Here is a 24,202-nt window from a genome sequence, read left to right as displayed (position 1 = left end):
TAAGGCAAAACGCGGATTATAGCGGATGAGCCCGGCTCGACCGCCGGCGACGCAAGTGCGTTCGACGGATCAGTCGTACCCGGGGGCGTCGAGGGTGTCGGCGATCTCGGCCGAGAGGGCCGGCAGGAGGGTGGCGCGCAAATGTGCGGCCGCGGCTTCGCGCAGACGCTCGGCGAGATCGTCGAGTTCGCGGGAGACTAGCTGGGGCAGCTCATTATTGACCCATTCTTCGATATGGCGGCTGATGGCCGTGTCGAGGGCGACGAGGCGCTCGGCCAGGTGATCGGGCGCCGGGCTGGCGGGAGCCAGGAACGGGGCTTCCACCTCTTGCGGGGGTTCGTCCCCGACGGGTTCGAGGATGATCGGTGTCGTGAGCTCGCCGATATAAGGCTCAATGCGTTCTTCCACCACGTCGGTAAGCACGGGCAGGTCGTCCCCTTCGGCCAGCGTATCCAACAGAGGGATGTCCTCGTCGTCGAGGGAGATTTCGAAGTCAGGCTTGGCGGTCTGCGTCATTCGCTGCTCCGTTGGGCGAGGTCATGGGCACTGAGGGTGTATCCCCGCTCCTTGTAGCTGCGGTAGCGGCGGCGGGCAGCCTGGCGCTCCGCTTCGCTGGGGCCGACGATCTCGAGCACCAGATGGAAGCGGTCGAAGTTGGCAGGCAGTTCGTCACCGAGATTGACCAGCACTTCGTCGTGCGGGAGCACATCCAGCGCGTTGCCGATGACGACCCCCGTTTCCACCGCCAGCGGAGAGCCGGCAGCCACGTGCGGGACGAAGGCGAGGGGCTGGAAGCCCCACAGCATCTGGTCGAAATGGCGGGCGACGCCGTTGTCCGGCGCGAAGACCGAGATCTTGTGCCCACGGGCGCTGGCCTTGGCGGTCAGCACGCAGGCTACCCGCAGCCGGTCGGGGGCGTTGTGGTAGAAGCGGATCTCGTTCGTCACGCCGGGCTCGCGGGCCGATTCAGCGATCGCCGGCACGGCCGATCAGGAACTCGGTCAGCAGCGGTACGGGCCGGCCGGTGGCGCCCTTGTCCGCACCGGACTTCCATGCGGTGCCGGCGATGTCCAGGTGCGCCCACTTGTAGGCCTTGGTGAAGCGCGACAGGAAGCAGGCCGCCGTGATGGTGCCGGCGCCCTTGCTGCCGATGTTGGGGATGTCGGCGAAGTTGCTCTTCAGCATGTCCTGGTATTCGTCCCACAGGGGCAGTTGCCAGGCCTTGTCGCCGGCGGCCTGACCGGAGGCCAGCAGTTCGGCGGCGAGTTCGTCGTTGTTTGCGAGCAGGCCCGACGTGGCGTTGCCCAGCGCGATGATGCAGGCGCCGGTCAGTGTGGCGATGTCCACCACCGCGGCCGGCTCGTAGCGCTCGGCGTAGGTGAGGGCGTCGCACAGGATCAGGCGGCCTTCGGCATCGGTGTTGAGGATTTCAATGGTCTGGCCGGACATGGAGGTGACGATGTCGCCGGGCTTGATGGCCGAGCCGCCGGGCATGTTCTCGGTGGTGGGGATCAGGCCGACCACGTTGACCGGCAGCTCCATGCGGGCGATGGCCTTGAAGGTGCCGAGCACGCTGGCGGCGCCGCACATGTCGTACTTCATCTCGTCCATGCCCTCGCCGGGCTTGAGGGAGATGCCGCCGGTGTCGAAGGTGATGCCCTTGCCGACCAGCACGACCGGCTTGTCCTTGGCCTTGCCACCCTTGTAGTTGAGGATGATGAACTTTGGGGGCTCGTGGGAGCCGCGGGCCACCGACAGCAGGGAGCCCATGCCGAGCTTCTCCATGTCGGCGCGCTCGAGTACCTCGACCTTGATCTTGTGGTCCTTGGCGAGCTTGCGGGCGGCGGTCGCCAGGTAGCCCGGCGTGCACACGTTGCCCGGCAGGTTGCCGAGGTTCTTGGCGAGGGCCATGCCCTCGGCCACGGCTTCGCCGCGCAGTAGGGCGGCCTGAAGTTCGTCGCCGGCCTTGCCGTGGACGATGAAGGCAAGTTTCTTGACGCCCTTCTTCGATTCGTCCTTCTTGGACTTCAGGGTGTCGCTGCGATAGGTGCTGTCCAGCAGGATCTGCGCCGCCTGGCTGAGTCGCCAAGGCAGGTCGCGCGGCGCATCGATGTCGGCGAGAAGGAAGGCCGCATCGTCGGCGGCGAGGCCGCCCAGTTGTTTGGCTGCCGCGCTGATGACGTCGCGGTAGGCCTTGTCGGACAGTTCGGCCGCCTTGCCGAGGCTGACCAGCAGGACGCGCGGGGCGGCAATGCCGGGCAGGCTGTGGAGCAGGAGAGTGGCGCCGGCCTTGTCGTCCAGGTCGCCGCGCGCGAGGATGGCGGCCAGGGCGCCGTCACTGGCCTTGTCGAGGGCCTGCGCACCTGCGCTGAGTTCGCCCCCCGCGTATACGCCCACTACCACGCAGCCGTTCTTGAGTTTCTCCGGCGATCCGGCCTTTATGGTAAATTCCACCCGCTTCTCCTTGGAAATACGCGTCAATCGGACATTGCGCCACATTATGGCCGCCACCCCGACCCACGTCAAAACGGCCCGCCGTCGCCGCTAATATTTTTCCCGCATGATTTTTCTTCGAGCTGCCCAGCGCGAATTCACGCAGAACGCCGTGGCGGTCTTCGTAGCGCTGTTCGCGATCCTGATTTCCACTGTCCTGATCCGCCTACTGGGTCAGGCCGCCGGCGGCCGGGTGCCGGCCGACGCGGTGCTGGCCCTGATCGGTTTCGGCGCCATTGCGCAGATGCCGGTGGTGCTGTCCCTCACCGTATTCATCGCCATCCTGATGTCCCTGTCCCGCTGTTATCGGGATTCCGAGATGGTGGTCTGGTTTTCCAGCGGTTTGCCGCTGACCGCCTGGGTGCGGCCAGTATTGCGCTTCACCTTGCCGGTCGTCCTGCTGATTGCCGGCCTGTCCCTGTTCGTCGCGCCTTGGGCGCAAAAGAAGAGCGTGGAGTACAAGGAGCAGCTGAACAACCGGGACGACGTTTCCCGCGTGGCGCCGGGCTTGTTCCGCGAATCATCGGGCGGTGAGCGGGTGTTCTTCGTCGAGGCCCTGTCCGGCGAGGAAGGGCGGGTCCGCAATGTCTTCGCCAGCAGCATGCAGCACGGGCGGCTTGGTGTGATGGTGGCCTCCCAGGGGCATGTGGAGAGCGATGCTTCGGGCAATCGCTTCGTGGTGCTCGAGCATGGACGGCGCTATGAAGGGACGCCGGGCACGCCGAGCTACCGCGTGATGGCGTTCGAAAAGTACTCCATCCGGATGGAGTCGAAGGAGGTCAATGCTTCCGAGCGGCAGCCGAAGACGCTTGCGCTGCCCGCCTTGCTGAAGAATCCGGATGCCCGCAATCAGGGCGAGTTGCTGTCGCGGATCAGCGCTCCGCTGCTGGCGACGATGCTGGCGCTGCTGGCCATTCCCTTGTCTTTCGTGAATCCGCGGGCCGGGCGGACCAATAACCTCGTGTTGGCCATCCTCGTCTATCTGATCTATAGCAATGCGCTGAGTGTTTGCCAGGCCTGGGTTGGCCAGGGGCGGCTGCGTTTCGACGTGGGCCTGTGGGCGCCGCACCTGGTCATGCTACTTGCCCTGGGGGCGCTGTTCTATCGACGCCTCAGCGTTTTTGCGCGCTGGCGGAAACGCTGATGATTCCCGTCTATATCCGTTATCTGAGCCGCGAGATCTACGCGGCGGTCGCGCTGGTGCTGCTGGCCTTCCTGGGGCTGTTCGCCTTTTTCGATCTGGTGAATGAACTGGACGACATCGGCAAGGGTGGTTACATGCTCCATCACGCGGCGATCTATGTCGCGATGATCATGCCGGGGCGGGTGTATGAGCTGATGCCCATCGCGGTGCTGATCGGCACCCTCTATGCGCTGACCACGCTGGCGCGCCATTCGGAGATCACCGTGCTGCGTGCGTCCGGGTTGTCCACCCGGCGCCTGCTGTCGGCCTTGTTGGCGATTGGCAGCGTTTTCGTGGCGCTGACCTTCGTCTTTGGCGAATATCTGGCGCCGCCGGCAGAGCGGGCGGCCCAGCAGTGGAGACTGGCGGCGACGCGCTCGATGGTGTCCCAGGAGTTGAAGACTGGCCTGTGGGTGCGCGATGGGCGACGTTTCGTCAATGTATCCAGCGTGCTGCCGGACACCAGCCTGCAGGGCATCCGCATCTACGAGTTCGACGAGCGCGCGGTGCTGGTGTCGATCAGCGAGGCGGAGTCCGGCGCGTATGACAAGAAGGGTGGCTGGCGTCTGCACAAGGTTGCGCAGACGCGCTTTTCCGACAGCGGAACATCCACGATTGCGCTGCCGGAAATGGTCTGGGACTCGGAGCTGACGCCGGAGGTGTTGTCGGTGCTGATGGTGGTCCCGGAGCGGATGTCGGTGTCCACCCTGTATTCCTATATCCACCACCTGCGGGAAAACAACCAGAAGACCACCCGCTACGAAATAGCTCTGTGGAAGAAGCTGGCCTACCCGTTTGCCGCGTTCGTCATGATGGGGCTGGCGCTGCCCTTCGGTTACATGCAGACGCGGATGGGCGGGGTCAGTCTGAAGGTCTTCTCCGGGATCATGATGGGGGTGGGTTTCCACCTGCTGAACGGCCTGTTCTCCAACCTAGGCGTGATCAACGGGTGGATTCCGGCCGTGGCTGCGCTGACGCCCAGCGCCACCTTCTTCCTGGCGGCGGCCTTCATGATGTGGTGGGTCGAGCGTCGCTGAGCGCGGCGCTTTTCAGTTCTTGGGGCTGTTGAGCAGCAGCACGATGCGGGTGCCAGCCAGCCGGTCGTGCAGGAACTGGCGTTCCTTGTCGAGCAGGGCCCACACGATTCCGACCCCGAACAGCAGCACGGAAGGCCACGCCAGCGCGTAGCGGATGCATCCCTGGCGCGCGGAAATCGGCCCGCCCTCGGTGTTCACGATGCGCAGCTTCCAGGTCTGCATGGCCAGCGTCTGTCCGCCAGTCCGCCAGTACCACAGAAAATATCCCCCCAGCACGAGGAAGACGTAAGCCCAAAGCACACTGCCGGGCGGTGTGTAGTTCAGGGCGGCTCCCACAATCAGCAACGGGACCATGAAGGTAAGGGCGAGCACGCCGAGCAGCAGCAGGATCTCGTAAAGCATGCTTGCCAGGCGGCGGCGTAGACCGGCGAGTTCGACGGCCTGCCGGGCCGGCGCAAGGCTGCCGGCGGCAGGGGGGGTTTGGGGCATGGTGCGCCTAGGGCTTAGTGGGGGAGGTCTGGGGCGGAGCCGCTTCCGTGGTGGCTGCAACCGCAGCCGGAGCGGAGGATTGCAGTCCGGTGCCGCTACCGGTCTGGGCCGACGCCGCTGCGGGCTGTTCGGCAGCGGGCGGCGCGAGCTTGATCTTTGGGTAGCTGGGGCGCGGCGGTGGCGGCGCTGTCAGGGGCTTGATAGGCGGTGCGCCGATCTTGGGAATGGTCGGTTTGACAGGCTGTTTGGCGGCGGCTTCGGTGAAGCGCTTTTTTTCGTCGCTCGGCAGTTCCTGGTAGGCGTTCCACTTTTCCCTAAGGGTTTCCCGCTTTTCGGGGGCGATGCGCTGGAGGTTGCGGTATTGATCCCGGGCAATCATGCGTTGCTCCGGGGTCAGCGAAATCCACGTCTGCATGCGATGTTGCAGGCGTTCCTGCTCCTCCGGCGTATAGCCCGGAAAGCGGTCGGCGATGCCCGCCCACTTCCGGCGTCGTTCGTCGGGCAGGTCTCGCCATTCCTTGGCCAGTGGGGCAAGGGTGCGCTGCTGCGCCGGCGTCAGGTCACTCCACGCTGGGGCATTGATTGGCGGCGCGGACAGGGCGGAAACCGACCAGCCCAGCATGAGCGCAAGGCTCACTCGGTAGAGTCGTTTTGAACCCATGCGTCGAATCCGCGGTCGAGGTAGGCGTCGATCGGGAGATCGTCGGCGAGCAGGGCGCTATCGACTTCTTCCAGGTCGGCGGTATGTTGGAACTGTCCGAGCAGGACGCTGCCGAGCGCGGCGGCAATGACCAGGGCCATTGCGATAGTGGTCTTGCCCCGCGGCAGTACATGCTCAGTGAGCATCTGGCCGACGCCGGCCAAGCTCAATCCGCGCACGGCGACCTTCTGACGGCTCAAGGCCTTCTGGCGCGCCTCGTGTAGGCGTGTGGACGCGCTCGGCGGAGTGTTCCACGCCGATGCGTTCAGGTGTTGCCGGACCCGGCGCTGAAATTCCTGCTCGTTCATAGTGTGATGCCCTTTGCTGCAAGGGCTGCAGCCAATGTGTGCGTCGCCCGGGAGCAGTGCGTCTTCACGCTTCCTTCGGAGCAACCCATTGCCGCAGCCGTTTCTGCGATATCCATTTCTTCCCAGTAACGCATGAGGAAGGCTTCGCGTTGACGGGCTGGCAGCTTTTCGATTTCCTTTTCTATCGCCGACAGGGTCTGGTGTTGTTCAAGCTGGGCTTGGGGGGATTCGCTCTTGTGCTCGCTGTCGGCCGATTCGAGCGTTTCCAGGGGGTCGTAGTCTTCGTCGTCCGAGTTCGAGGAGAAGGCAGACAGCAGTGTCGTCCACATGCTGCGTACCTTCTGGCGGCGAAAATGGTCGCGGATCACGTTCTGCAGGATGCGCTGGAAGAGCATCGGCAATTCTTCCAGCGGCTTGTCGCCGTATTTCTCGGCCAGCTTGAGCATTGCATCCTGCACGATGTCGAGGGCCGACTCTTCGTTGCGGACCGCGAACATGGCCTGCTTGAAGGCCCTTTTTTCGACGCTGGCGAGGAAGTCCGATAGTTCAAGACGGGAAGGCAGGGGGGAATCCTCAACTGGAGCGTGGCACCCCTCTTTTTTTGTAGGCGGGGGTTGCGCCAATTAAAACGATGCGTCCGGCGTCCGGATTGCAATGCCGCCAGCGGCGCCTTGACCAATCGCCTGGGCGGCGGTATGGTTCAACGTTTCACATTGCCGAAACAGCTTCGGGTGCAGCGATGGTAATTACCGGTGCGGAAATTGTAATCAGGAGTCTCCAGGAAGAAAAGGTCGATTATCTCTTCGGCTATCCCGGCGGCGCGGTACTTTACATCTACGACGAGCTGTTCAAGCAGGACAAGGTTCGCCACGTGCTCGTGCGTCACGAGCAGGCCGCCATCCATGCGGCCGACGGCTATGCGCGTTCCACCGAGAAGGTCGGGGTTGCACTGGTGACATCCGGCCCCGGCGCGACCAATGCGGTAACCGGTATCGCCACCGCCTACTGCGACTCGATCCCGATGGTCATCATCTCCGGCCAGGTGCCGTCTTCGGCCATCGGTCAGGACGCCTTCCAGGAAGTAGACACCGTCGGCATCACCCGTCCCTGCGTGAAGCACAACTTCCTCGTGCGCGATGTGCGTGATATCGCGCCGACGATCAAGAAGGCCTTCTACCTCGCCAAGAGCGGCCGTCCCGGCCCGGTGCTGGTCGATATCCCGAAGGACATCACCGCTCAGAAGTGCGAGTTCGAATACCCGCAGACGGTGGCCATGCGCTCCTACAGCCCCGTCGTCAAGGGGCATCACGGCCAGATCAAGAAGGCGCTGCAACTCCTGCTGGAGGCCAAGCGTCCGATGGTCTACGCCGGTGGCGGCGTGGTGCTCGGCGATGCCGCCGACAAGCTGACCGCGCTGGTGCGCAAGCTGGGGTTCCCCTGTACGAACACCCTCATGGGCCTCGGCGGCTATCCAGCCACCGATCGCCAGTCCGTCGGCATGCTGGGCATGCATGGCAACTACGAGGCCAATATGGGGATGCATTACTGCGACGTACTGCTCGCAGTCGGTGCCCGCTTCGACGATCGCGTGATCGGCAGCCCGGCCCATTTTGCGTCCGAGCCGCGCAAGATCATCCATATCGATATCGACCCCTCGTCCATCTCTAAGCGCGTGAAGGTGGATGTGCCCATCGTCGGTGACGTGGGGGAAATCCTCGGCGAATTGCTGGCCTTGCTCGACGGTACCTCCGAGCGCTCCAACCAGGAAGCCCTTGGCGACTGGTGGAAGCAGATCGAGGAATGGCGCCGCCGCGATTGCCTCAAGTTCAATCAAGGTACGGATGTCATCAAGCCGCAGTACGTGGTGCAGAAACTCTGGGAAGTGACCGGTGGCGATGCCTTCGTGACGTCTGACGTGGGGCAGCACCAGATGTGGGCGGCTCAGTATTACAAGTTCGACAAGCCGCGTCGCTGGGTGAATTCCGGCGGCTTGGGCACGATGGGTTTCGGCCTGCCTGCTGCAATGGGCGTTCAGTTGGCGCATCCGGGTTCGCCGGTGGCCTGCATCACCGGCGAGGGTTCGGTGCAGATGAACATCCAGGAGCTGTCCACCTGCAAGCAGTTCCGCCTGCCTATCAAGGTGATCCTGCTCAACAACGGCTATCTCGGCATGGTGCGCCAGTGGCAGGAACTGTTCCACGGCAACCGCTATTCCGAGTCCTACATGGACGCCTTGCCCGACTTTACCAAGCTCGCCGAGGCCTATGGCCACGTGGCGCTGCGCGTGCAGAAGCCGGGTGATGTGGAGGATGCGCTGCGTGAGGCGTTCAAGCGCAAGAACGATCTGGTCTTCCTGGACTTCCAAGTGGATCCGACCGAGAACGTGTATCCCATGGTCCAGGGTGGCAAGGGCCTGACCGACATGATCCTGTCCGCCGAGGATCTCTGATTCGCCGGGGGCGTGCCGTGGATGATCTGTCGCGGCCCGCTCCCGAATCGTTACCGACGCTCGACGCCCATTGGTTGCGCGGGTTGATGGTCAGCAAGCAGAAAACACATATGAGACACGTCATCTCCCTTCTCATCGAGAATGAATCCGGCGCGCTGTCGCGCGTCTCCGGGCTGTTTTCCGCCCGTGGTTACAATATCGAATCCCTGACGGTGGCGCCGACTGAAGACGCCTCCCTGTCACGCATGACGATCGTGACGTCCGGTTCGGACGACGTCGTCGAACAGATCACCAAGCAGCTCAACAAGCTGGTTGAAGTGGTGAAAGTGGTCGATCTCTCCGAGTCGGCCCACATCGAGCGCGAACTGATGCTCGTGAAGGTGCGTGCGACCGGCAAGGATCGCGAGGAAATGAAGCGCATGGCGGACATCTTCCGCGGGCGCATCATCGACGTGACCGATACCAGTTACATCATCGAGCTGACCGGCACCCAGGCCAAGCTCGACTCCTTTGTTGGCGCCATCGACGCCGGCCTCATTCTCGAAACCGTGCGCTCCGGCATCTGCGGCGTTGGCCGTGGTGATCGGGTATTGAAAGTGTGATGCGGGGGTGGCGCGGGCTGCACGGCCGGCGCTTCCCTGCAATTTGCTCCTCTTGTATCAGAAAGGCATGAAATGAAGGTTTATTACGATAAGGATGCGGATCTCTCCCTGATCAAGGGCAAGCAGGTCACGATCGTTGGCTACGGTTCCCAGGGCCATGCCCACGCCCAGAACCTGCGCGACTCCGGCGTCAATGTGACGGTCGGCCTGCGCAAGAGCGGCGCTTCCTGGGCCAAGGCCGAAGGCGCTGGCCTGAAGGTTGCCGAAGTGGCCGAGGCTGTTCGCGCTGCCGACGTGGTCATGATCCTGCTGCCGGATGAGAACATCCCCGACGTCTACAAGAACGACATCGAGCCGAACATCAAGCAAGGCGGCGTGCTGGCCTTCGCCCACGGCTTCAACGTGCATTACAACCAGGTCGTGCCCCGTGCCGATCTGGACGTGATCATGGTTGCCCCGAAGGGTCCCGGCCACACCGTCCGTTCCGAGTACCTGAAGGGTGGCGGCGTGCCGTCCCTGATCGCCGTGTACCAGGACAAGTCCGGCAAGGCCCGCGACATCGCCCTGTCCTACGCTGCTGCCAACGGCGGCACCAAGGGTGGCGTGATCGAGACCAATTTCCGTGAAGAAACCGAAACCGACCTGTTCGGCGAACAGGCTGTGCTCTGTGGTGGCGCCGTCGAGCTGGTCAAGATGGGTTTCGAGACCCTGACCGAAGCCGGCTACGCTCCGGAAATGGCCTACTTCGAGTGCCTGCACGAGCTGAAGCTGATCGTCGACCTGATGTACGAAGGCGGCATCGCCAACATGAACTACTCCATCTCCAACAACGCGGAGTATGGCGAGTACGTGACCGGCCCCGAGGTCATCAACGAAGAGTCCCGCTACGCCATGCGTGAAGCCCTCAAGCGCATCCAGACCGGTGAATACGCCAAGATGTTCATCCTGGAAGGCAAGACCAACTACCCGTCCATGACCGCCCGTCGTCGTCTGAACGCCGTGCACCCGATCGAAACCGTCGGTGCCCAGCTGCGTGACATGATGCCGTGGATCAAGGCCAACAAGCTGGTCGATCAGTCCAAGAACTAAGCGGGCTGGCAGGTAGCAAGATCGGGGGACGGAAGTCCCCCGAGTCGTTTCTGGGCCTGCCGCATCCACCTGCGTTACAATCGCAACCGACTCCACATATCGTCCCCTCCATGGCCGATCTGCAATCTCGTAAGCCCCTGCTCAACCCCGAACGGCGTCGCAGGGGGATCTATATCCTCCCCAACCTCTTCACGACTGCAGCCCTCTTCGCCGGCTTTTATGCCATCGTGCAGGCGATGAATGGCCTGTTCGAGCAGGCGGCGGTCGCGATCTTCATCGCGATGGTGCTCGACGGGCTGGATGGTCGCGTGGCCCGCCTGACCCGTACCCAGAGCGCTTTCGGCGCCGAGTACGATTCACTGTCTGACATGGTGTCCTTCGGGGCCGCACCGGCGCTGATCGTATACGAATGGGCGCTGAAGGGCATGGGCAAGCTCGGCTGGATGGCGGCCTTCATCTATTGTGCGGGTGCCGCTCTGCGGCTGGCGCGCTTCAATACCAACATCGACGTCATCGACAAGCGCTATTTCCAGGGGCTGCCCAGTCCGGCGGCGGCGGCGCTGGTGAGCGGCCTGGTGTGGGTGATGCTCGACAACGGCATTGCCGGGCCGGATGTGCGCTGGTATGCCTGCGTGCTGACGATCTTTGCCGGCATCTCGATGGTCAGCAATGTGCTGTTTTACAGTGGCAAGGAAATCAACCTGCGCCGCAGCGTACCCTTCATCGTCATCATCGCGTTCGTGCTGGGCTTCCTGCTGGTGTCCAGCTATCCGCCAGGGGTCCTCTTCGGTCTGTTCCTGTGTTATGCGGTTTCCGGCTATGTGACGAGTGCCTGGGCCTGGCTCAAGGGAACACGCCGCAGTGCCGAGAAGCCGTCCGATGAGAGTGCTCCCGCCGAAAACGCGGATTCCTGAATCGTGCCTGCCCGGCCCCGGCGGAGCACCGGGGCCGGGCAGGTGTGTTTGCCTGTCGTGGTACGGAACGGCAGCTGAGCCGTTCGATCAAAACATCAATAAATCTGGCAGGAGCCAATCATGAACGACCAGTTGATCATTTTCGACACCACCTTGCGTGACGGGGAGCAGAGCCCGGGTGCCTCGATGACGCGGGACGAGAAGCTGCGCATCGCCCGGCAACTGGAGCGTATGAAGGTCAATGTGATCGAGGCGGGTTTCGCCGCGGCGTCCAATGGCGACTTCGAGGCGGTCCGCGCGGTGGCGGAGGCTATCAAGGATTCGACCGTCTGTTCGTTGGCCCGGGCCAACGAAAACGACATCCGGCGCGCCGGCGAGGCCATTCGTCCGGCGGCTTCCGGGCGTATCCACACCTTTATCGCGACCAGCCCGATCCACATGGAGAAGAAGCTGCGCATGAGCCCCGACCAGGTGGTCGAGCAGGCGGTGCGGGCGATTGGCTGGGCGCGGGAATACACCAGCGACATCGAGTTCTCCGCCGAGGATGCCGGTCGTTCCGAGATCGATTTCCTGTGCCGCATTTTCGAGGCGGTCATCAAGGCGGGCGCCACGACCATCAATGTGCCGGATACCGTCGGCTACAACGTGCCGGAGCAGTTTGCGGAGACGATCCGTACGCTGATCGAGCGCGTGCCGAATTCCGACAAGGTGGTGTGGTCGGTGCATTGCCATAACGACCTGGGGCTGGCGGTGGCCAATTCGCTGGCTGCTGTGCGAGCCGGCGCGCGCCAGGTGGAGTGCACCGTCAATGGCCTTGGCGAGCGGGCGGGCAACGCATCGCTGGAAGAGATCGTAATGGCGGTGCGCACGCGCAAGGACATCTTCCAGTGCGACACGCGCATCGACACGACGCAGATCGTGCCGGCCTCCAAGCTGGTGTCCGGCATCACCGGCTTCCCCGTGCAGCCGAACAAGGCGATTGTTGGTGCGAATGCTTTCGCGCATGAGTCCGGCATCCATCAGGATGGCGTGCTCAAACACCGCGAGACCTACGAGATCATGCGTGCCGAGGATGTGGGCTGGACCACCAACAAGCTGGTGATGGGCAAGCACTCGGGGCGTAACGCGTTCCGTTCACGGCTCATCGAGCTCGGTGTCGAGATCAAGTCCGAGGAGCAGCTGAATCACGCCTTCGCGCGCTTCAAGGAGCTGGCGGACAAGAAGCACGAGATCTTCGACGAGGATCTGCAGGCGCTGATGAGCGACGAGAGCGCGGAGCCTCAGGAGCATTTCCGTCTGGTGGCGTCTTCTTTCCATTCCGAGACCGGCGAGACGCCCAGTGCGCGTCTGACCCTGTCCGTCGGTGGCAAGGAGGCCAAGGTCGAGTCCAGCGGTTCAGGGCCGGTGGATGCGGCGTTCAAGGCTATTGAGGCTGTTGCCGAGAGCGGTACCCAGCTGCTCCTGTACTCGGTGAATGCGATCACTACCGGCACCGACGCTCAGGGCGAAGTGACCGTCCGCCTCTCCAAGGAGGACCGGGTGGTCAACGGGCAGGGGGCGGACACCGACATCATCGTCGCGTCCGCGAAGGCCTACCTCAATGCGCTCAACAAACTGCACTCAAAGCTGGAGCGGTTGAATCCCCAGGTCTGACGCACGTCGTATGGTTCAGGGTTTGTCGTCGACGGCAGCCCTGGCCAGTCGTGACGGCGCGGTGTTGCGGGCGTAAATCACCACCGCGATGAAAAAGATCACGCTCAGCACGGCTTCGGCCAGCGCGAGGGCGCTGCCGGGGGGGGCGTCGTTGGTGCGGACCACGCCTTCGGTCAGGTAGAGCAGGATCATCATCGAGCTCCACTGATAGGTGTAGCGTTTGCCGCGCAGAATGCCGAACAGCGCCAGCATCAGCGGGAGGACCTTCAGGGTCATCCAGGATCCGCCGGGGCGCAGGGGGGCCAGGATGGCTTCCCATGCCAGGCACAGGGCGATCAGGAGCAGCAGCGTGATGCTGGCGACGAGGGATAGGGTCTTGGGTGTCATGGGAGCGAGAGCTTTCTGGCAGTTTCGGCAAGTCGCCGGCCAAGAGCAGTGGCGAGGCGTTTTTCCTCTTCGGTGATCAGGGTGTTGTCCTCCTTGCCGGCCCAATGGGTGGCGCCGTAAGGGGAGCCGCCGCTGCGTGTGCGGGTCAGATCGGGCTCGGAAAACGGCAGGCCGACGATCAGCATCCCGTGGTGCAGCAGCGGTGTCATCATCGACAGCAGCGTGCTTTCCTGGCCGCCGTGCTGGCTTGCCGATGACGTGAATACGCAAGCCGGCTTTCCCGCCAGGGCGCCTGACAGCCAGGGCCCGGCAGTGCCGTCCAGGAAGTACTTGACCGGTGCCGCCATGTTGCCGAAGCGGGTAGGGCTGCCGAGTGCCAGGCCGACGCACTCTTCGAGGTCACGGATGTCGGCGTACGGGGCGCCCCGGTCGGGAATGCCATCTTCGATTGCTTCGCAGACGGCAGACACGCGCGGAACGGTGCGCAGGCGGGCGGCCATGCCAGGAACGGATTCGACGCCGCGGGCGATCAGTTCGGCCAGCGCCCGCACCGAGCCCCGATGGCTGTAATAAAGGACAAGAACTTCTTGCATGGTAGAGCCTGCAAAACGGAAGCGCATTATACGTAAATGAACCCGAGCCCTGATTTCCCTCGTTTGCATCGACGCTTGCCGGTGGCACATCTGGCGTCGGCCGTGCTGCGACGATTTCGTGACGGACGGTGTGCGCAGGTTGCCGGCAGCCTGGCGTTTACGACGCTGCTGTCGCTGGTGCCGCTCGTCACGTTGGTGGCCATCGTATTCAGCAAGCTCCCGCAGTCGGCCCGTTTCGGGGATGCGTTGCGCGGCTTCCTTCTCGACAACCTGTTGCCGGACAGAGCCGGCAAGGTCATTGCGACCTATGCACTGCAGTTCAGTGAAAAGGCCGCCAATCTGACGGTTGTCGGTGCGCTGGTGCTGATCGCCACGACGATGATGCTGATGAAGACCATCGACCAGGTCATCAACCAGATCTGGATGATCAACAGCCGCCGCCCGTGGGCAACGCGCCTGGCAGCCTACTGGGCGGCGCTCTCCCTCGGCCCCTTTTTGCTGGCGGGCTGTGTGTTTGCGGCCAGCGCGATGTTGAGCATGTCTCTCGACATCATGAACGAGCCGGTGTGGCTTGAAGGGCTGGGCGTGCGCTTGATCGCCGTGGCCGTCCTGACGGGCGTCTTCGGTACGCTCTATCTGGTGGTTCCCCACTGCAGTGTGCGGGCGAGGGATGCGATGTTTGCGGGCTTATGCGCGGCAACGGGATTTCTCGTCATGCAGCGCCTGTTCGCCATCTATCTCGCGCATTTTCCGAGCTATACGCTGGTCTATGGGGCGTTTGCGGCCGTGCCGATCTTTCTGCTGTGGCTGTATCTGTCCTGGATCGTGATTCTTCTTGGTGCCGTTCTTGCTGCCGTTCTGCCAGAGCGCAAGCTGGTGCATGCCCTGCTGCCGGCCTTTCCTGGGCGGGATCTTTTCGTGGCGTTGCTGGCGCTGAGAGAACTCGTGGGCGCCCAGCGGGAAGGGGGGGCGAGGACGATGGTGCAACTCGCCGAGTTGTCGGCCGTCGGGCATGACGACATGCGGAGGACCTTGGAGGTTCTCGAGTCGGCAGGGATTGCGGCGCGTCTCGACGGAGGTGGTTGGTTACTCGTAAAAGCCGCCGATGCAGTGCCGCTGGCGGAGGTTGGCAGCCTTTTTGGCTGGGGGCGGCTACCCGACGTGTGGCGGGCCGGTGCGACCTCTGCTGCCGAGGTGTGTGAATGCTGGGATGCAATGCTCGCGAATTTCGACCAAGCGACGGCCCGGCCGATCGCGAGCCTGCGTTCTCAGGGGGCTTAAAGCGGGTAGGGGTCGATCTCGTACTGGAAGAGCTCGACGGCCGACGTCTGCATGTCGAGGCTCAGGAGGCGGCCCTGGGCCACGTAAAGTCGATTGGTGTCGGACACGAGCATGAAACGCCGGGCGGAATAGGTGCCGGCCGGAGCGAGAATGGCCTGCTGGCGCCCCAGGGCGGCAATGGGAGGTAGGACCAATGCAGGGCGCATCGGGCGGGTGTGGTTTGCGCTGCGGAAGCCTACTGTGACCGGTTTGGCGGTGTTGGCGATGACCTGCAGGCCGAGTTCGACCTGTTCCGGGGTTTCCGTGCGGATCCAGCGCACGACGCACAGGGTCCAGGGGTCATCATCGCTGCGGCGCAGGGCCAGGGCCATGCCGGCGATGAGCTCCGAGGCCGCTCCGGTAACCTGCATGATCGCGTAGCCGGTCGGACTTTCGTTGATCACCATCCATTCCGACGTGTGATGTTCCTGTTGGGCGGCGCCGGTTTCGCGGAGCATCTTCCAGATTGTGTCGAGGCCGGAGCAGACGCGAACCGCATACTGATTGCGGCGCCGTGAGTGCTCCCGGTGCGGCGGCGTGGCCCAGTACTCCCGTGCCCGGCGCAGCAGGGTGGCTGCTTCGGTGGCCGAAAGCAGGGCGGGCAGTCCATCCAGGGATGGCGTTTCCGCTTCGAGGGCCTCGATCCACGTCGTGGCCTTGCGCGCGAGTTCTTCGGCAGAGAAGTAGATGAGGCCTTCCACCGGCGGCGGGGGGCGGCGCTTGTCCGAAATCGGCGGGGTGTCCTGGTCCGGGTCGATCCAGAACCAGCCAAGGTCGTCGTCGCCCGGTGGTGTGTAACCGATGTTGGTGTCGCCGGCCGTTGCATCCAGCAAGTCCGCGAGCCAGCATGTCTCCGAGCCGGTCAGGCCTTCGGGTTGGGCGGCAAAGAATGCCAGCAGGAATTTATAGGCTGTGTCGGCCTCGCTGTTATCGCTGCGCTTGTCCGCCAGGCCGGCCAGAAACAGCGCATGTGCCCGCAGCCAGAAGCCGTAGGGGGCGCTGTTGCCAGCCAGGTGGGCAATGACGAATTGCTCGCAGAGGACTTTCAAGCCCCTGGCGCTGGTGGCCTGTGGCTGCCGACCGTTCCTGGCGGGCCGCTGGTGGGCATCCTTCAGGCTGTCTTCGTAGGCCGTGGCGAGTTTGCCGAAGGCCGAAACCAGGCGCGTGGCAGAACGGTGAAGGCTGACGTTGAGTGGCAGGGCCGTGGCGGCGAGCTTCTGCCGGAACATCCGGCTGATCTGAATGCCCCGGGCTTGCAGTAGATCGAGGCAGCGCTGGAGTTGCCCCTGGCCGACCTCGGGGCGCGTCAAGTCTTCCACGTGACGTACGAAAGCCGCCAGTTCGAGTTCCGCGTCGGACGACAGCTCGGTAGTGAGCCAGTCGAGAACAGGGGCTGTGCGGTCGGAAAGGGGGGAGTCGGCGGCGCTCATTGCCTGCGGTATGTTTTGGCCAAGCGCATATTGTAAATAACTTCCCTGCAAACAGGTGCTGATATGACCGGTTGAAGCATTCCGGAGTAGCTGCAATGGCCTTGCAGGGCACCTTTGGCTGGCTGCAATCCATCCATCTGTTTCCTTGCGGATTTCCCCAGCGTGATTTATTATCCAACGTTTTTCCATTCCATCGGATCAAGAACAGTCATGGTTGTCATTCGTCTCGCCCGTAGCGGCTCCAAGAAGCGCCCTTTCTACAACATCGTCGCCGCCGATTCCCGCAATCGTCGTGATGGCCGTTTCATCGAGCGTATCGGTTACTACAACCCGGTTGCTTCCGGTAACGCCACCGGTCTCGTCGTGAACGCCGAGCGCCTGGCTCACTGGGAAGGCACTGGTGCCCAGCTGTCCGAAACCGTTGCCCGTCTGGTCAAGCAGGCCGCCAAGGCTGCTGCCTGAGTTGGCTGAGCAGCATCCCGGTCTTCCGCCTGCCGAGCAGATGATCGTACTGGGGCGCATTGCGGCCCCTTATGGCGTGGGAGGCTGGGTAAAGGTTCATCCTTTCGGGGATGATCCTTTGTCGTGGAAAAAAATGCCACAGTGGTGGCTCGGAACGGATCCGGAAGGCGCGGACTGGACCCCTTATACGCTGAAGGGCTGCAAGGCCCATGGCAAGGCGGGTGGTTTGGTGGCGGCTTTCGAGGAAGTGCCGGACCGCAACGGGGCTGAGGCCATCGACGGTTTCTATATCGCCGTGCCGCGGGATGCATTGCCGAAGCCTGAAGAGGGCGAGTATTACTGGGCCGATCTGATCGGTCTGGAAGTGCTCAACACCTCGGACGTGCGCCTCGGTGTCGTGAAGGGTTTGCTGTCGACCGGTGCCCATGATGTGCTCCAGGTGCAGGATGGTGACGTCGAACGGCTCATTCCCTTTGTGGCCAGTTACGTGACCGACGTCGATGCCGATGCTGGCCGTATTCTCGTTGAGTGGGAGGCGGACTGGTGACGGTAGTCGGCGGCCGCAAGGCCTACGACGTCGTGAGCCTGTTTCCCGAGATGTTCTCCGCGTTGACGGAGTTTGGCATCACGGGGCGTGCACGGGAGCGCGGGCTGTACGAACTGAGCTGCTGGAATCCCCGGGACTTTGCAGAAGATCGTTACCGTACCGTGGATGACCGCCCATATGGCGGCGGCCCGGGCATGGTGATGTTGCCGGGCCCGCTGGAGAAATCCATCAGGGCTGCACATGCGCGCCAGCAGGAAAGCGCGGGTGTGGCGGGGAGGGTGATCTACCTGTCTCCGCAGGGGCGTCCGCTGGACCATCGGCGTGTGCTGGAACTGGTTGCTGAGCCTGCACTCGTTCTGCTCTGTGGTCGCTACGAAGGGATCGATCAGCGTTTGATCGATCGCTGCGTTGATGAAGAGATTTCTCTGGGTGACTTTGTCCTTTCGGGGGGGGAGTTGCCGGCAATGGTTTTGCTCGATTCGATGATCCGGCAATTGCCGGGGGCATTGAATGATGAAGACTCTGCCATCGAAGATTCCTTCGTCGATGGCCTGCTCGATTGCCCGCATTACACGCGGCCTGTCGAGTACGAGGGCGTGTCTGTGCCCAGTGTCCTCATGTCCGGCAATCACGCCGAGATTCGGCGCTGGCGCCTGCAGCAGTCGCTGGGGCGCACGGAGCTGCGGCGGCCGGACTTGCTGGATGGGCGCAAGTTGAGCAAGGAAGAGTTTCGTTTGCTGGAGGCATTCCGGCAGACTGAAGGAAAGCCGGAGGCTTGATGTCCGGTTTTCATAACAAAGCCGTGTACCAGGTGGCGACCTGCTCTGCACGAAAGGCCACTGGCCCATATTTTTTCAGGAGTTACGCATGAACCTCATTCAGCAGCTCGAGCAGGAAGAAATCACCCGCCTGACCCAAGGCAAGACGATTCCGGAATTCGCTCCTGGCGACACCGTTATCGTGCAGGTCAAGGTCAAGGAAGGTAACCGTGAGCGTCTGCAGGCCTACGAAGGTGTCGTGATCGCCAAGCGCAATCGCGGCCTCAACTCCGCCTTCATCGTTCGCAAGATCTCTTCCGGCGAAGGCGTGGAGCGTACGTTCCAGACCTATTCCCCGCTGGTTGCCAGCATCGAGGTAAAGCGTCGCGGTGACGTCCGTCGCGCCAAGCTGTACTACCTGCGCAGCCGCTCCGGCAAGTCTGCCCGTATCAAGGAAAAGCTGGACTACAAGTCCTTCGCTGCCAAGGCTGCCGCCAAGGCCTAAGTTTCCGCGGTACAAAAAAACGGAACCCTCGGGTTCCGTTTTTTTGCCCCTTGCATCGACTGTGGGGCGCTGTCTGCTGCGAGCCTTCCGTTCAGCCGCGCTTGTTCCGTTCGATTAGTGCGTAGGCCGAGTGATTGTGGATCGACTCGAAGTTCTCTGATTCGACGACGTAGGCGTCGATGCGGCCTTCCCGGTTGAGGGCGCCGGCAACGTCCCGAACCATGTCCTCGACGAACTTTGGGTTGTCGTAGGCGCGCTCGGTGACGAACTTTTCATCGGGGCGCTTGAGCAGCCCGTATAGCTCGCAGGAGGCCTGTTCTTCGACGAGCTGGACCAGTTCCTCGATCCACAGGTGATTGTTGGTGGTGGCGGTCACCGTGACGTGGGAGCGCTGGTTGTGGGCGCCGTACTCGGAGATCTTCTTGGAGCACGGGCACAGGCTGGTTACCGGAACGACGACCTTCATGGTGAAGTCGTAGTTGCCCCCTTCGCGGATTTCACCGATGAAGGTGACTTCGTAGTCCATCAGGCTCTGCACGCCGGAAACCGGGGCGGCCTTGTTGATGAAATAAGGAAAGGTCATTTCCACGTGGCCGGTTTCGGCTTCGAGTTTCCTGACCATCTCCCGCAGCATCGGCTCGAAGGATTCGACGGAGATTTCCCGTTCGTGGCTGTTGAGGATTTCTACGAAGCGGGACATGTGCGTCCCCTTGAAGTTGTGGGGCAGGCCCACGTACATGTTGAACACCGCGATGGTGTGCTGGATGCCGCCGCTCTTCTTGTCCTGAACCTTGATGGGGTGGCGGATCGCCTTGATGCCCACCTTGTTGATGGCCAGCTGGCGTGAATCGGCGGAGTTCTGTACGTCGGGGATCGGGGTTGGGGCTTCGCAGGTGGTCATGACTGTTCTCGGTAAATCTCGTTGGGGAATGGGGGTCTGGCGCCCCTCGATGGATTTGATCCTATCATTCCCGACAAAAGCGCTCAACTATTCGTCCGACTGGCTTCTTCGATTCGTTTGAGGATGCCTACGGCGTCGAGGCCGACTTCGGCCATGAGCTGGTGTTGGTCGCCGTGGTCGATGAAACGGTCCGGAAGGCCCAGTTGCAGCACCTGGACGGTCTTGCCCGCTTCTTTCAGGACGCGGATGACCTCCGATCCGGCGCCGCCGATGGTGGCATTTTCCTCGAGGGTGACGAGGATCTCGTGGCTGTCGGCCAGTTCGAGGATCAAGTCGCGGTCGATGGGTTTCACGAAGCGCATGTTGGCCACGGTGGCGTCGAGCGTGTCGGCGACCTGCAGTGCGGTGCCGAGCAGGCTGCCGAAGGCGAGCAGGGCGTGGCGGCTGCCGTTGCGGCGGATCTCGCCCTTGCCGATCGGCAGCGCCTGCATGTGCCTTTCCGGCTGGATGCCGAGGCCGCTGCCGCGCGGGTAGCGGACGGCGGTCGGGCCGTCGTGGTGGTAGGCCGTGTACAGCATCTGCCGGCATTCGTTTTCATCGGCCGGACAGAAAATGGTCAGGTTCGGCACGCAGGCCAGGTAGGATAGGTCGAAGGCGCCGTGGTGGGTGGCGCCGTCGGCGCCGACCAGGCCGGCGCGGTCGATGGCCATCATGACCGGCAGGTTCTGCAGTGCGATGTCGTGGATCAGCTGATCGTAGGCGCGCTGCAGGAAGGTGGAGTAGATGGCCACCACCGGCTTGAAGCCTTCGCAGGCCAGGCCGGCGCCGAAGGTCAGGGCGTGCTGCTCGGCAATCCCGACGTCGTAATAGCGATCCGGGTATTCGTGGGCGAAGCGCACCATGCCCGAGCCCTCGCGCATGGCTGGGGTGATGGCGACGAGGCGCTTGTCGGCAGCGGCCATGTCGCACAGCCAGTCGCCGAAGACCTGGGTGTAGGTCAGCTTGCCGCCACCCTTTCCGGCGGTGATGCCGGCAGCGTGATCGAACTTGGAAACCCCGTGATAGAGGATCGGGTCGGCTTCGGCCAGCTTGTAGCCCTGGCCCTTGCGGGTAATCACGTGCAGGAATTGCGGGCCCTTGAGGGTGCGCAGGTTCTGCAGGGTTGGGATTAGGGCCTCGAGGTCGTGGCCGTCGATCGGGCCTATGTAGTTGAAGCCGAACTCCTCGAACATCGTGCCGGGCATCATCATGCCCTTCACGTGCTCCTCGGTGCGTTTCGCCAGCTCGAAGACCGGCGGCGGCAGGTTTTCGAGGAAGCGTTTGCCGATGGTTCTGGCGCCGTTGTACAGGCGGCCGGAGAGTAGGCGGGAGAGGTGCTTGTTAAGGGCGCCGACGGGCGGCGAGATGGACATCTCGTTGTCGTTGAGAATGACCAGCAGGTTGGTGTCGCTGATGTCACCGGCGTTGTTCAGCGCTTCGAAGGCCATGCCGGCCGACATCGCGCCATCACCGATGATGGCAATCGCACGCCGATCTTCGCCGCGCAGGCGGGCGGCTTCGGCCATGCCGAGGGCGGCCGAGATCGAGGTGGAGGAGTGGGCTGTGCCAAACGTGTCGTAGGGGCTTTCGCAGCGGCGCGGAAAGCCGGAGATGCCCTGGTACTGGCGCAGTCCGGCCATGGCCTCGCGGCGGCCTGTCAGCACCTTGTGGGCGTATGTCTGATGGCCCACATCCCAGACCACGCGGTCGTCGGGGGTGTTGAACACGTAATGCAGGGCAATGGTTAGCTCCACGGTTCCCAGATTCGACGACAGATGCCCGCCGGTGCGGGAAACGGAGTCGATCAGGAAGTTGCGCAGCTCGTCGGCCAGCTTGGGGAGTTCGCCGGGGTCGAGCTGGCGTAGGTCCGCAGGAGAGGTGATGCTGTCCAGCAGGCTGGTACGAGGTTTGGCGGGCTGCGTTGCGAAGGGCATTCCGGGATACCGGGTCGTTAATGGGTATTCTTTGTTGTCGGTCTGCTGGCCTCAGAACTGGCGGCGAACGATGAAGCGCGTGAGTTCGGACAGGCGCTGGGCGTCGTCACCAAAGGCGGCGAGGCTGCTCAGAGCGCTCTGGCACATTTCTTCGGCCAGTTCGCGGGCGCGGCTGACGCCGAGCAGGCTGACATAGGTGGGCTTGTCGTTCGCGGCGTCCTTGCCGGCGGTTTTACCGAGGGTGGCGGTGTCCGCTTCGGCGTCGAGAATGTCGTCGACGACCTGGAACAGCAGACCGATGATCTTGCCGACGTGATCGAGGGAGGCCAGTGCATCGGCGCCCAGCGGGCGGCCACATTGGGCGCCGAGGGCGATCGACGCGCGGATGAGGGCGCCGGTCTTGTGGATGTGCATGAATTCCAGTTCGGCCAGGCTGAGCTCCAGGCCGACGGAGGCCAGGTCGATGGCCTGGCCGCCCGCCATGCCCCGGGAGCCGGATGCTGCGGCGAGCTGGCGGATCATGCCGATTTGCTGAGTAGGATCGTCGCAGACGGTGGCGTCGGCAATGTGCTGGAAAGCCAGTGTCTGGAGGGCGTCGCCGACCAGCAGGGCGGTGGCGTCGTCGTACTCCACGTGCACGGTCGGCTTTCCGCGCCGCAATGCGTCGTCATCCATGCAGGGCATGTCGTCATGCACCAGCGAGTAGGCATGGATCATCTCCAGGGCGCAGGCGACCCGATCAAGGCGCGCCAGATCAGCCTGGGCGAGCTGCCCGGCAGCGTGCACGAGCAGCGGACGAACGCGCTTGCCGCCGCCCAGCACCGCATAGCGCATGGCCTGATGGAGGCGCTGGGGGGCAATGTCGGTGGCCGGCAGGGCCTGGTCGAGGGCGATCTCGGTGCGTTGCTGGATGTCGCCCATCCACTGGCTGAAACTGCGTGTGCTCATGCCTGGGACTGCTCCGGGTTGGTGGTGCCGTTCTCGACGACGCGGATGCTCTGCTCGGCCTTGTTCAGCACGTCCTGGCAGTGACGTAGCAGGGCGGTGCCGCGCTCGTAGGCGGAAAGGGATTGCTCGAGGGACAGCGAACCGTTTTCCATTTCCTGGACGATGGACTCGAGTTCGGAAATGGTCGACTCGAAATTGTTGGGTGTTTTGGCGGAGGCGGATTTGACCATGGGCAGCCGATTCGACTGGAGCAAAGCGTAAAAATAGCCTATGGCCCGGCTACAGGTCAAACGCGTAATACTATATAATAACGTGCTTTACGTTTCGGGCTTTCGCTTTGAATCAGGGGGTTCGGGATGTCTGACATCGCTTCTCAGGCACAGCTTTCTCCGGCGGTTTCCCAATTGCCGGTCTCGTGGTATTTCGACGAAAAGGTCTTCGAATTGGAGAAGCGTCTCCTCTTCGATGCTGGGCCCGGCTACGTCGGCCACGAGCTGATGGTGCCGGAAGTCAATCAATACCGGTCGCTGGAATGGCTCGACCATTCGAACCTGTTGATCAACCGGGAAGACGGCTTTTACCAGATGTCCAACGTCTGCCGTCATCGTCAGGCGATCATGTTGCAGGGCTCCGGTGTTGCCGACCGAAATATCGTCTGCCCGATTCATCGCTGGACTTACAACCCGGATGGCCTGCTGATCGGTGCGCCGCACTTCGCCGAGAACCCCTGCCTCAATCTGCAACGCCAGAAGCTGGATAACTGGCATGGGCTGTTGTTTAAGGGGCCGCGTGCGGCGTCGGCGGACCTTGCCGGCATGCAGGTGGCCAGCGAGCTCAACTTTGCCGGCTACAAGCTCGACAAGGTCGAGATCCACGAGTGCAACTACAACTGGAAGACCTTCATCGAGGTCTACCTCGAGGATTACCACGTCGAGCCCTATCATCCGGGGCTTGGCCAGTTCGTGACCTGCGACGATCTCACCTGGCAGTTCGGTGAATGGTATTCCGTGCAGCGTGTCGGTATCACTTCGCTGAAGAAGCCCGGCTCCCCCGCTTACAAGCGTTGGCATGAGGCGGTGCTCAACTATCACGGCGGCGAGATGCCCAAGCACGGAGCCATCTGGTTGACCTATTTCCCCAACATCATGGTCGAGTGGTATCCCCATGTGCTGGTGGTTAGCACGCTGATCCCAACGGACGTGAACAAGACCACCAATGTGGTCGAGTTCTACTATCCGGAAGAGATTCTCGAATTCGAGCGCGATTTCGTCGAGGCCGAGCAGGCTGCCTATATGGAAACCGCCATCGAGGACGACGATATCGGCGAGCGTATGGACCGTGGCCGTCTTGCACTGCTGAAGGCGGGCCGTAGCGAGGTTGGCCCCTATCAGTCGCCTTATGAGGATGGGATGCAACACTTTCACGAGTTCTACCGGCGGATCATGCAGCCGCACCTTTGAG

27 protein-coding genes are annotated in these 24,202 nt (G+C 62.8%); 13 read left to right on the top strand and 14 right to left on the bottom strand.

The annotated features are described in order from the left end of the window. Positions 1 to 69 precede the first annotated feature (69 nt). From AC3QL2_RS00810 to AC3QL2_RS00800, 3 genes are read right to left on the bottom strand one after another with little or no spacing between them, the layout of a single operon-like run. The gene (locus AC3QL2_RS00810; RefSeq protein ID WP_493234175.1) at positions 70 to 516 is read right to left on the bottom strand and encodes a hypothetical protein; all 447 of its coding nucleotides are present in this window, start codon (positions 514 to 516) and stop codon (positions 70 to 72) included. Continuing rightward, positions 513 to 947 (bottom strand): DNA polymerase III subunit chi, encoded by a 435-nt coding sequence (locus AC3QL2_RS00805; protein ID WP_493234174.1) that lies wholly within the window; start codon positions 945 to 947, stop codon positions 513 to 515. The genes AC3QL2_RS00810 and AC3QL2_RS00805 overlap by 4 nt, the downstream gene beginning before the upstream one ends. A gap of 19 nt (positions 948 to 966) precedes the next feature. Next, positions 967 to 2,454, bottom strand: a complete 1,488-nt coding sequence (locus AC3QL2_RS00800) for a leucyl aminopeptidase (protein ID WP_493234173.1) — start codon at positions 2,452 to 2,454, stop codon at positions 967 to 969. 106 nt (positions 2,455 to 2,560) lie between these two features. Between AC3QL2_RS00800 and lptF the strand changes: the two genes are divergently transcribed. Together lptF and lptG are read left to right on the top strand one after the other, a co-directional pair. Further along, a complete protein-coding gene (lptF, locus tag AC3QL2_RS00795; protein ID WP_493234172.1) occupies positions 2,561 to 3,637 on the top strand; it encodes an LPS export ABC transporter permease LptF in 1,077 nt (358 codons plus the stop codon). Further along, a complete protein-coding gene (gene lptG, locus AC3QL2_RS00790; protein WP_493234171.1) occupies positions 3,637 to 4,713 on the top strand; it encodes an LPS export ABC transporter permease LptG in 1,077 nt (358 codons plus the stop codon). Before lptF ends, lptG begins: the two co-directional genes overlap by 1 nt. Before the next feature lie 12 nt (positions 4,714 to 4,725). Here the strand turns inward: lptG and AC3QL2_RS00785 are convergent, their stop codons facing one another. Genes AC3QL2_RS00785 through AC3QL2_RS00770 form a run of 4 tightly spaced genes read right to left on the bottom strand, consistent with a single transcriptional unit; the run spans position 4,726 to position 6,833 of the window. Next, on the bottom strand, positions 4,726 to 5,202 hold the full coding sequence (locus AC3QL2_RS00785) for an RDD family protein (RefSeq protein WP_493234170.1): 477 nt from the start codon (positions 5,200 to 5,202) through the stop codon (positions 4,726 to 4,728). A 7-nt stretch (positions 5,203 to 5,209) separates the two neighbouring features. Further along, positions 5,210 to 5,839, bottom strand: coding sequence for a DUF3106 domain-containing protein (locus AC3QL2_RS00780; RefSeq protein WP_493234169.1), 630 nt, complete (start codon positions 5,837 to 5,839; stop codon positions 5,210 to 5,212). Next, positions 5,836 to 6,210 (bottom strand): DUF3619 family protein, encoded by a 375-nt coding sequence (locus AC3QL2_RS00775; protein WP_493234168.1) that lies wholly within the window; start codon positions 6,208 to 6,210, stop codon positions 5,836 to 5,838. Before AC3QL2_RS00775 ends, AC3QL2_RS00780 begins: the two co-directional genes overlap by 4 nt. Continuing rightward, on the bottom strand, positions 6,207 to 6,833 hold the full coding sequence (locus tag AC3QL2_RS00770; protein WP_493234167.1) for an RNA polymerase sigma factor: 627 nt from the start codon (positions 6,831 to 6,833) through the stop codon (positions 6,207 to 6,209). The genes AC3QL2_RS00775 and AC3QL2_RS00770 overlap by 4 nt, the downstream gene beginning before the upstream one ends. Positions 6,834 to 6,949: 116 nt before the next feature. Here AC3QL2_RS00770 and AC3QL2_RS00765 point away from each other — a divergent pair, with 116 nt between their 5' ends. The 5 genes from AC3QL2_RS00765 (at position 6,950) to AC3QL2_RS00745 (ending at position 12,917) form a co-directional block, all read left to right on the top strand. Then, positions 6,950 to 8,659 (top strand): acetolactate synthase 3 catalytic subunit, encoded by a 1,710-nt coding sequence (locus tag AC3QL2_RS00765; protein ID WP_493234166.1) that lies wholly within the window; start codon positions 6,950 to 6,952, stop codon positions 8,657 to 8,659. A gap of 110 nt (positions 8,660 to 8,769) precedes the next feature. After that, positions 8,770 to 9,261: an acetolactate synthase small subunit gene (gene ilvN, locus AC3QL2_RS00760; protein ID WP_493234165.1), complete on the top strand. Its 492-nt coding sequence runs from the start codon at positions 8,770 to 8,772 to the stop codon at positions 9,259 to 9,261. A gap of 72 nt (positions 9,262 to 9,333) precedes the next feature. Further along, on the top strand, positions 9,334 to 10,350 hold the full coding sequence (ilvC, locus tag AC3QL2_RS00755; protein WP_481113696.1) for a ketol-acid reductoisomerase: 1,017 nt from the start codon (positions 9,334 to 9,336) through the stop codon (positions 10,348 to 10,350). A 110-nt stretch (positions 10,351 to 10,460) separates the two neighbouring features. Beyond that, complete coding sequence (pssA, locus tag AC3QL2_RS00750; protein WP_493234164.1) at positions 10,461 to 11,264, top strand: CDP-diacylglycerol--serine O-phosphatidyltransferase; 804 nt, start codon at positions 10,461 to 10,463, stop codon at positions 11,262 to 11,264. Positions 11,265 to 11,384: 120 nt separating this feature from the next. Beyond that, positions 11,385 to 12,917 carry a 2-isopropylmalate synthase gene (locus AC3QL2_RS00745; protein WP_493234163.1) on the top strand — a complete coding sequence of 511 codons (1,533 nt, stop codon included), beginning with the start codon at positions 11,385 to 11,387 and terminating at the stop codon, positions 12,915 to 12,917. 15 nt (positions 12,918 to 12,932) lie between these two features. Here AC3QL2_RS00745 and AC3QL2_RS00740 read toward each other — a convergent pair whose 3' ends face one another. Both AC3QL2_RS00740 and wrbA read right to left on the bottom strand, forming a co-directional pair. Then, positions 12,933 to 13,304, bottom strand: coding sequence for a DUF2069 domain-containing protein (locus AC3QL2_RS00740; RefSeq protein WP_493234162.1), 372 nt, complete (start codon positions 13,302 to 13,304; stop codon positions 12,933 to 12,935). After that, the gene (gene wrbA, locus AC3QL2_RS00735; protein ID WP_493234161.1) at positions 13,301 to 13,897 is read right to left on the bottom strand and encodes an NAD(P)H:quinone oxidoreductase; all 597 of its coding nucleotides are present in this window, start codon (positions 13,895 to 13,897) and stop codon (positions 13,301 to 13,303) included. The genes AC3QL2_RS00740 and wrbA overlap by 4 nt, the downstream gene beginning before the upstream one ends. Positions 13,898 to 13,933: 36 nt before the next feature. On the opposite strand from wrbA, the gene AC3QL2_RS00730 reads away from it, so the two are divergent. Then, positions 13,934 to 15,178 (top strand): YihY family inner membrane protein, encoded by a 1,245-nt coding sequence (locus AC3QL2_RS00730; protein WP_493234160.1) that lies wholly within the window; start codon positions 13,934 to 13,936, stop codon positions 15,176 to 15,178. Here AC3QL2_RS00730 and AC3QL2_RS00725 read toward each other — a convergent pair. After that, positions 15,175 to 16,647: a cyclic-di-GMP receptor FimW-related protein gene (locus tag AC3QL2_RS00725; RefSeq protein ID WP_493234159.1), complete on the bottom strand. Its 1,473-nt coding sequence runs from the start codon at positions 16,645 to 16,647 to the stop codon at positions 15,175 to 15,177. The genes AC3QL2_RS00730 and AC3QL2_RS00725 overlap by 4 nt on opposite strands. 210 nt (positions 16,648 to 16,857) lie before the next feature. Between AC3QL2_RS00725 and rpsP the strand changes: the two genes are divergently transcribed. The 4 genes from rpsP (at position 16,858) to rplS (ending at position 18,919) form a co-directional block, all read left to right on the top strand. Next, positions 16,858 to 17,109 carry a 30S ribosomal protein S16 gene (gene rpsP / locus AC3QL2_RS00720; protein WP_493234158.1) on the top strand — a complete coding sequence of 84 codons (252 nt, stop codon included), beginning with the start codon at positions 16,858 to 16,860 and terminating at the stop codon, positions 17,107 to 17,109. Between the two features lie 40 nt (positions 17,110 to 17,149). Further along, entirely contained in the window at positions 17,150 to 17,656 is a 507-nt protein-coding gene (gene rimM, locus AC3QL2_RS00715; protein ID WP_493234316.1) for a ribosome maturation factor RimM, read from the top strand. A gap of 50 nt (positions 17,657 to 17,706) precedes the next feature. Next, positions 17,707 to 18,435, top strand: a complete 729-nt coding sequence (gene trmD, locus AC3QL2_RS00710; protein WP_493240423.1) for a tRNA (guanosine(37)-N1)-methyltransferase TrmD — start codon at positions 17,707 to 17,709, stop codon at positions 18,433 to 18,435. Between the two features lie 88 nt (positions 18,436 to 18,523). Then, positions 18,524 to 18,919, top strand: a complete 396-nt coding sequence (gene rplS, locus AC3QL2_RS00705; protein ID WP_481113704.1) for a 50S ribosomal protein L19 — start codon at positions 18,524 to 18,526, stop codon at positions 18,917 to 18,919. Between the two features lie 91 nt (positions 18,920 to 19,010). Here rplS and folE2 read toward each other — a convergent pair whose 3' ends face one another. From folE2 to AC3QL2_RS00685, 4 genes are all read right to left on the bottom strand, one after another. Continuing rightward, complete coding sequence (gene folE2, locus AC3QL2_RS00700; protein WP_493234156.1) at positions 19,011 to 19,820, bottom strand: GTP cyclohydrolase FolE2; 810 nt, start codon at positions 19,818 to 19,820, stop codon at positions 19,011 to 19,013. 83 nt (positions 19,821 to 19,903) lie between these two features. Continuing rightward, the gene (gene dxs / locus AC3QL2_RS00695; protein WP_493234155.1) at positions 19,904 to 21,793 is read right to left on the bottom strand and encodes a 1-deoxy-D-xylulose-5-phosphate synthase; all 1,890 of its coding nucleotides are present in this window, start codon (positions 21,791 to 21,793) and stop codon (positions 19,904 to 19,906) included. 51 nt (positions 21,794 to 21,844) lie between these two features. Beyond that, positions 21,845 to 22,741, bottom strand: coding sequence for a polyprenyl synthetase family protein (locus tag AC3QL2_RS00690; protein WP_493234154.1), 897 nt, complete (start codon positions 22,739 to 22,741; stop codon positions 21,845 to 21,847). Further along, complete coding sequence (locus AC3QL2_RS00685; RefSeq protein WP_493234153.1) at positions 22,738 to 22,971, bottom strand: exodeoxyribonuclease VII small subunit; 234 nt, start codon at positions 22,969 to 22,971, stop codon at positions 22,738 to 22,740. The genes AC3QL2_RS00690 and AC3QL2_RS00685 overlap by 4 nt, the downstream gene beginning before the upstream one ends. 126 nt (positions 22,972 to 23,097) lie before the next feature. Here AC3QL2_RS00685 and AC3QL2_RS00680 point away from each other — a divergent pair, with 126 nt between their 5' ends. Then, positions 23,098 to 24,201, top strand: coding sequence for an aromatic ring-hydroxylating oxygenase subunit alpha (locus AC3QL2_RS00680; protein WP_493234152.1), 1,104 nt, complete (start codon positions 23,098 to 23,100; stop codon positions 24,199 to 24,201). Position 24,202: the final 1 nt, after the last annotated feature.

This window comes from Zoogloea sp. GW822-FHT05C07 (genome assembly GCF_058800215.1).
This window is presented reverse-complemented; position numbering and strand designations above follow the sequence as displayed.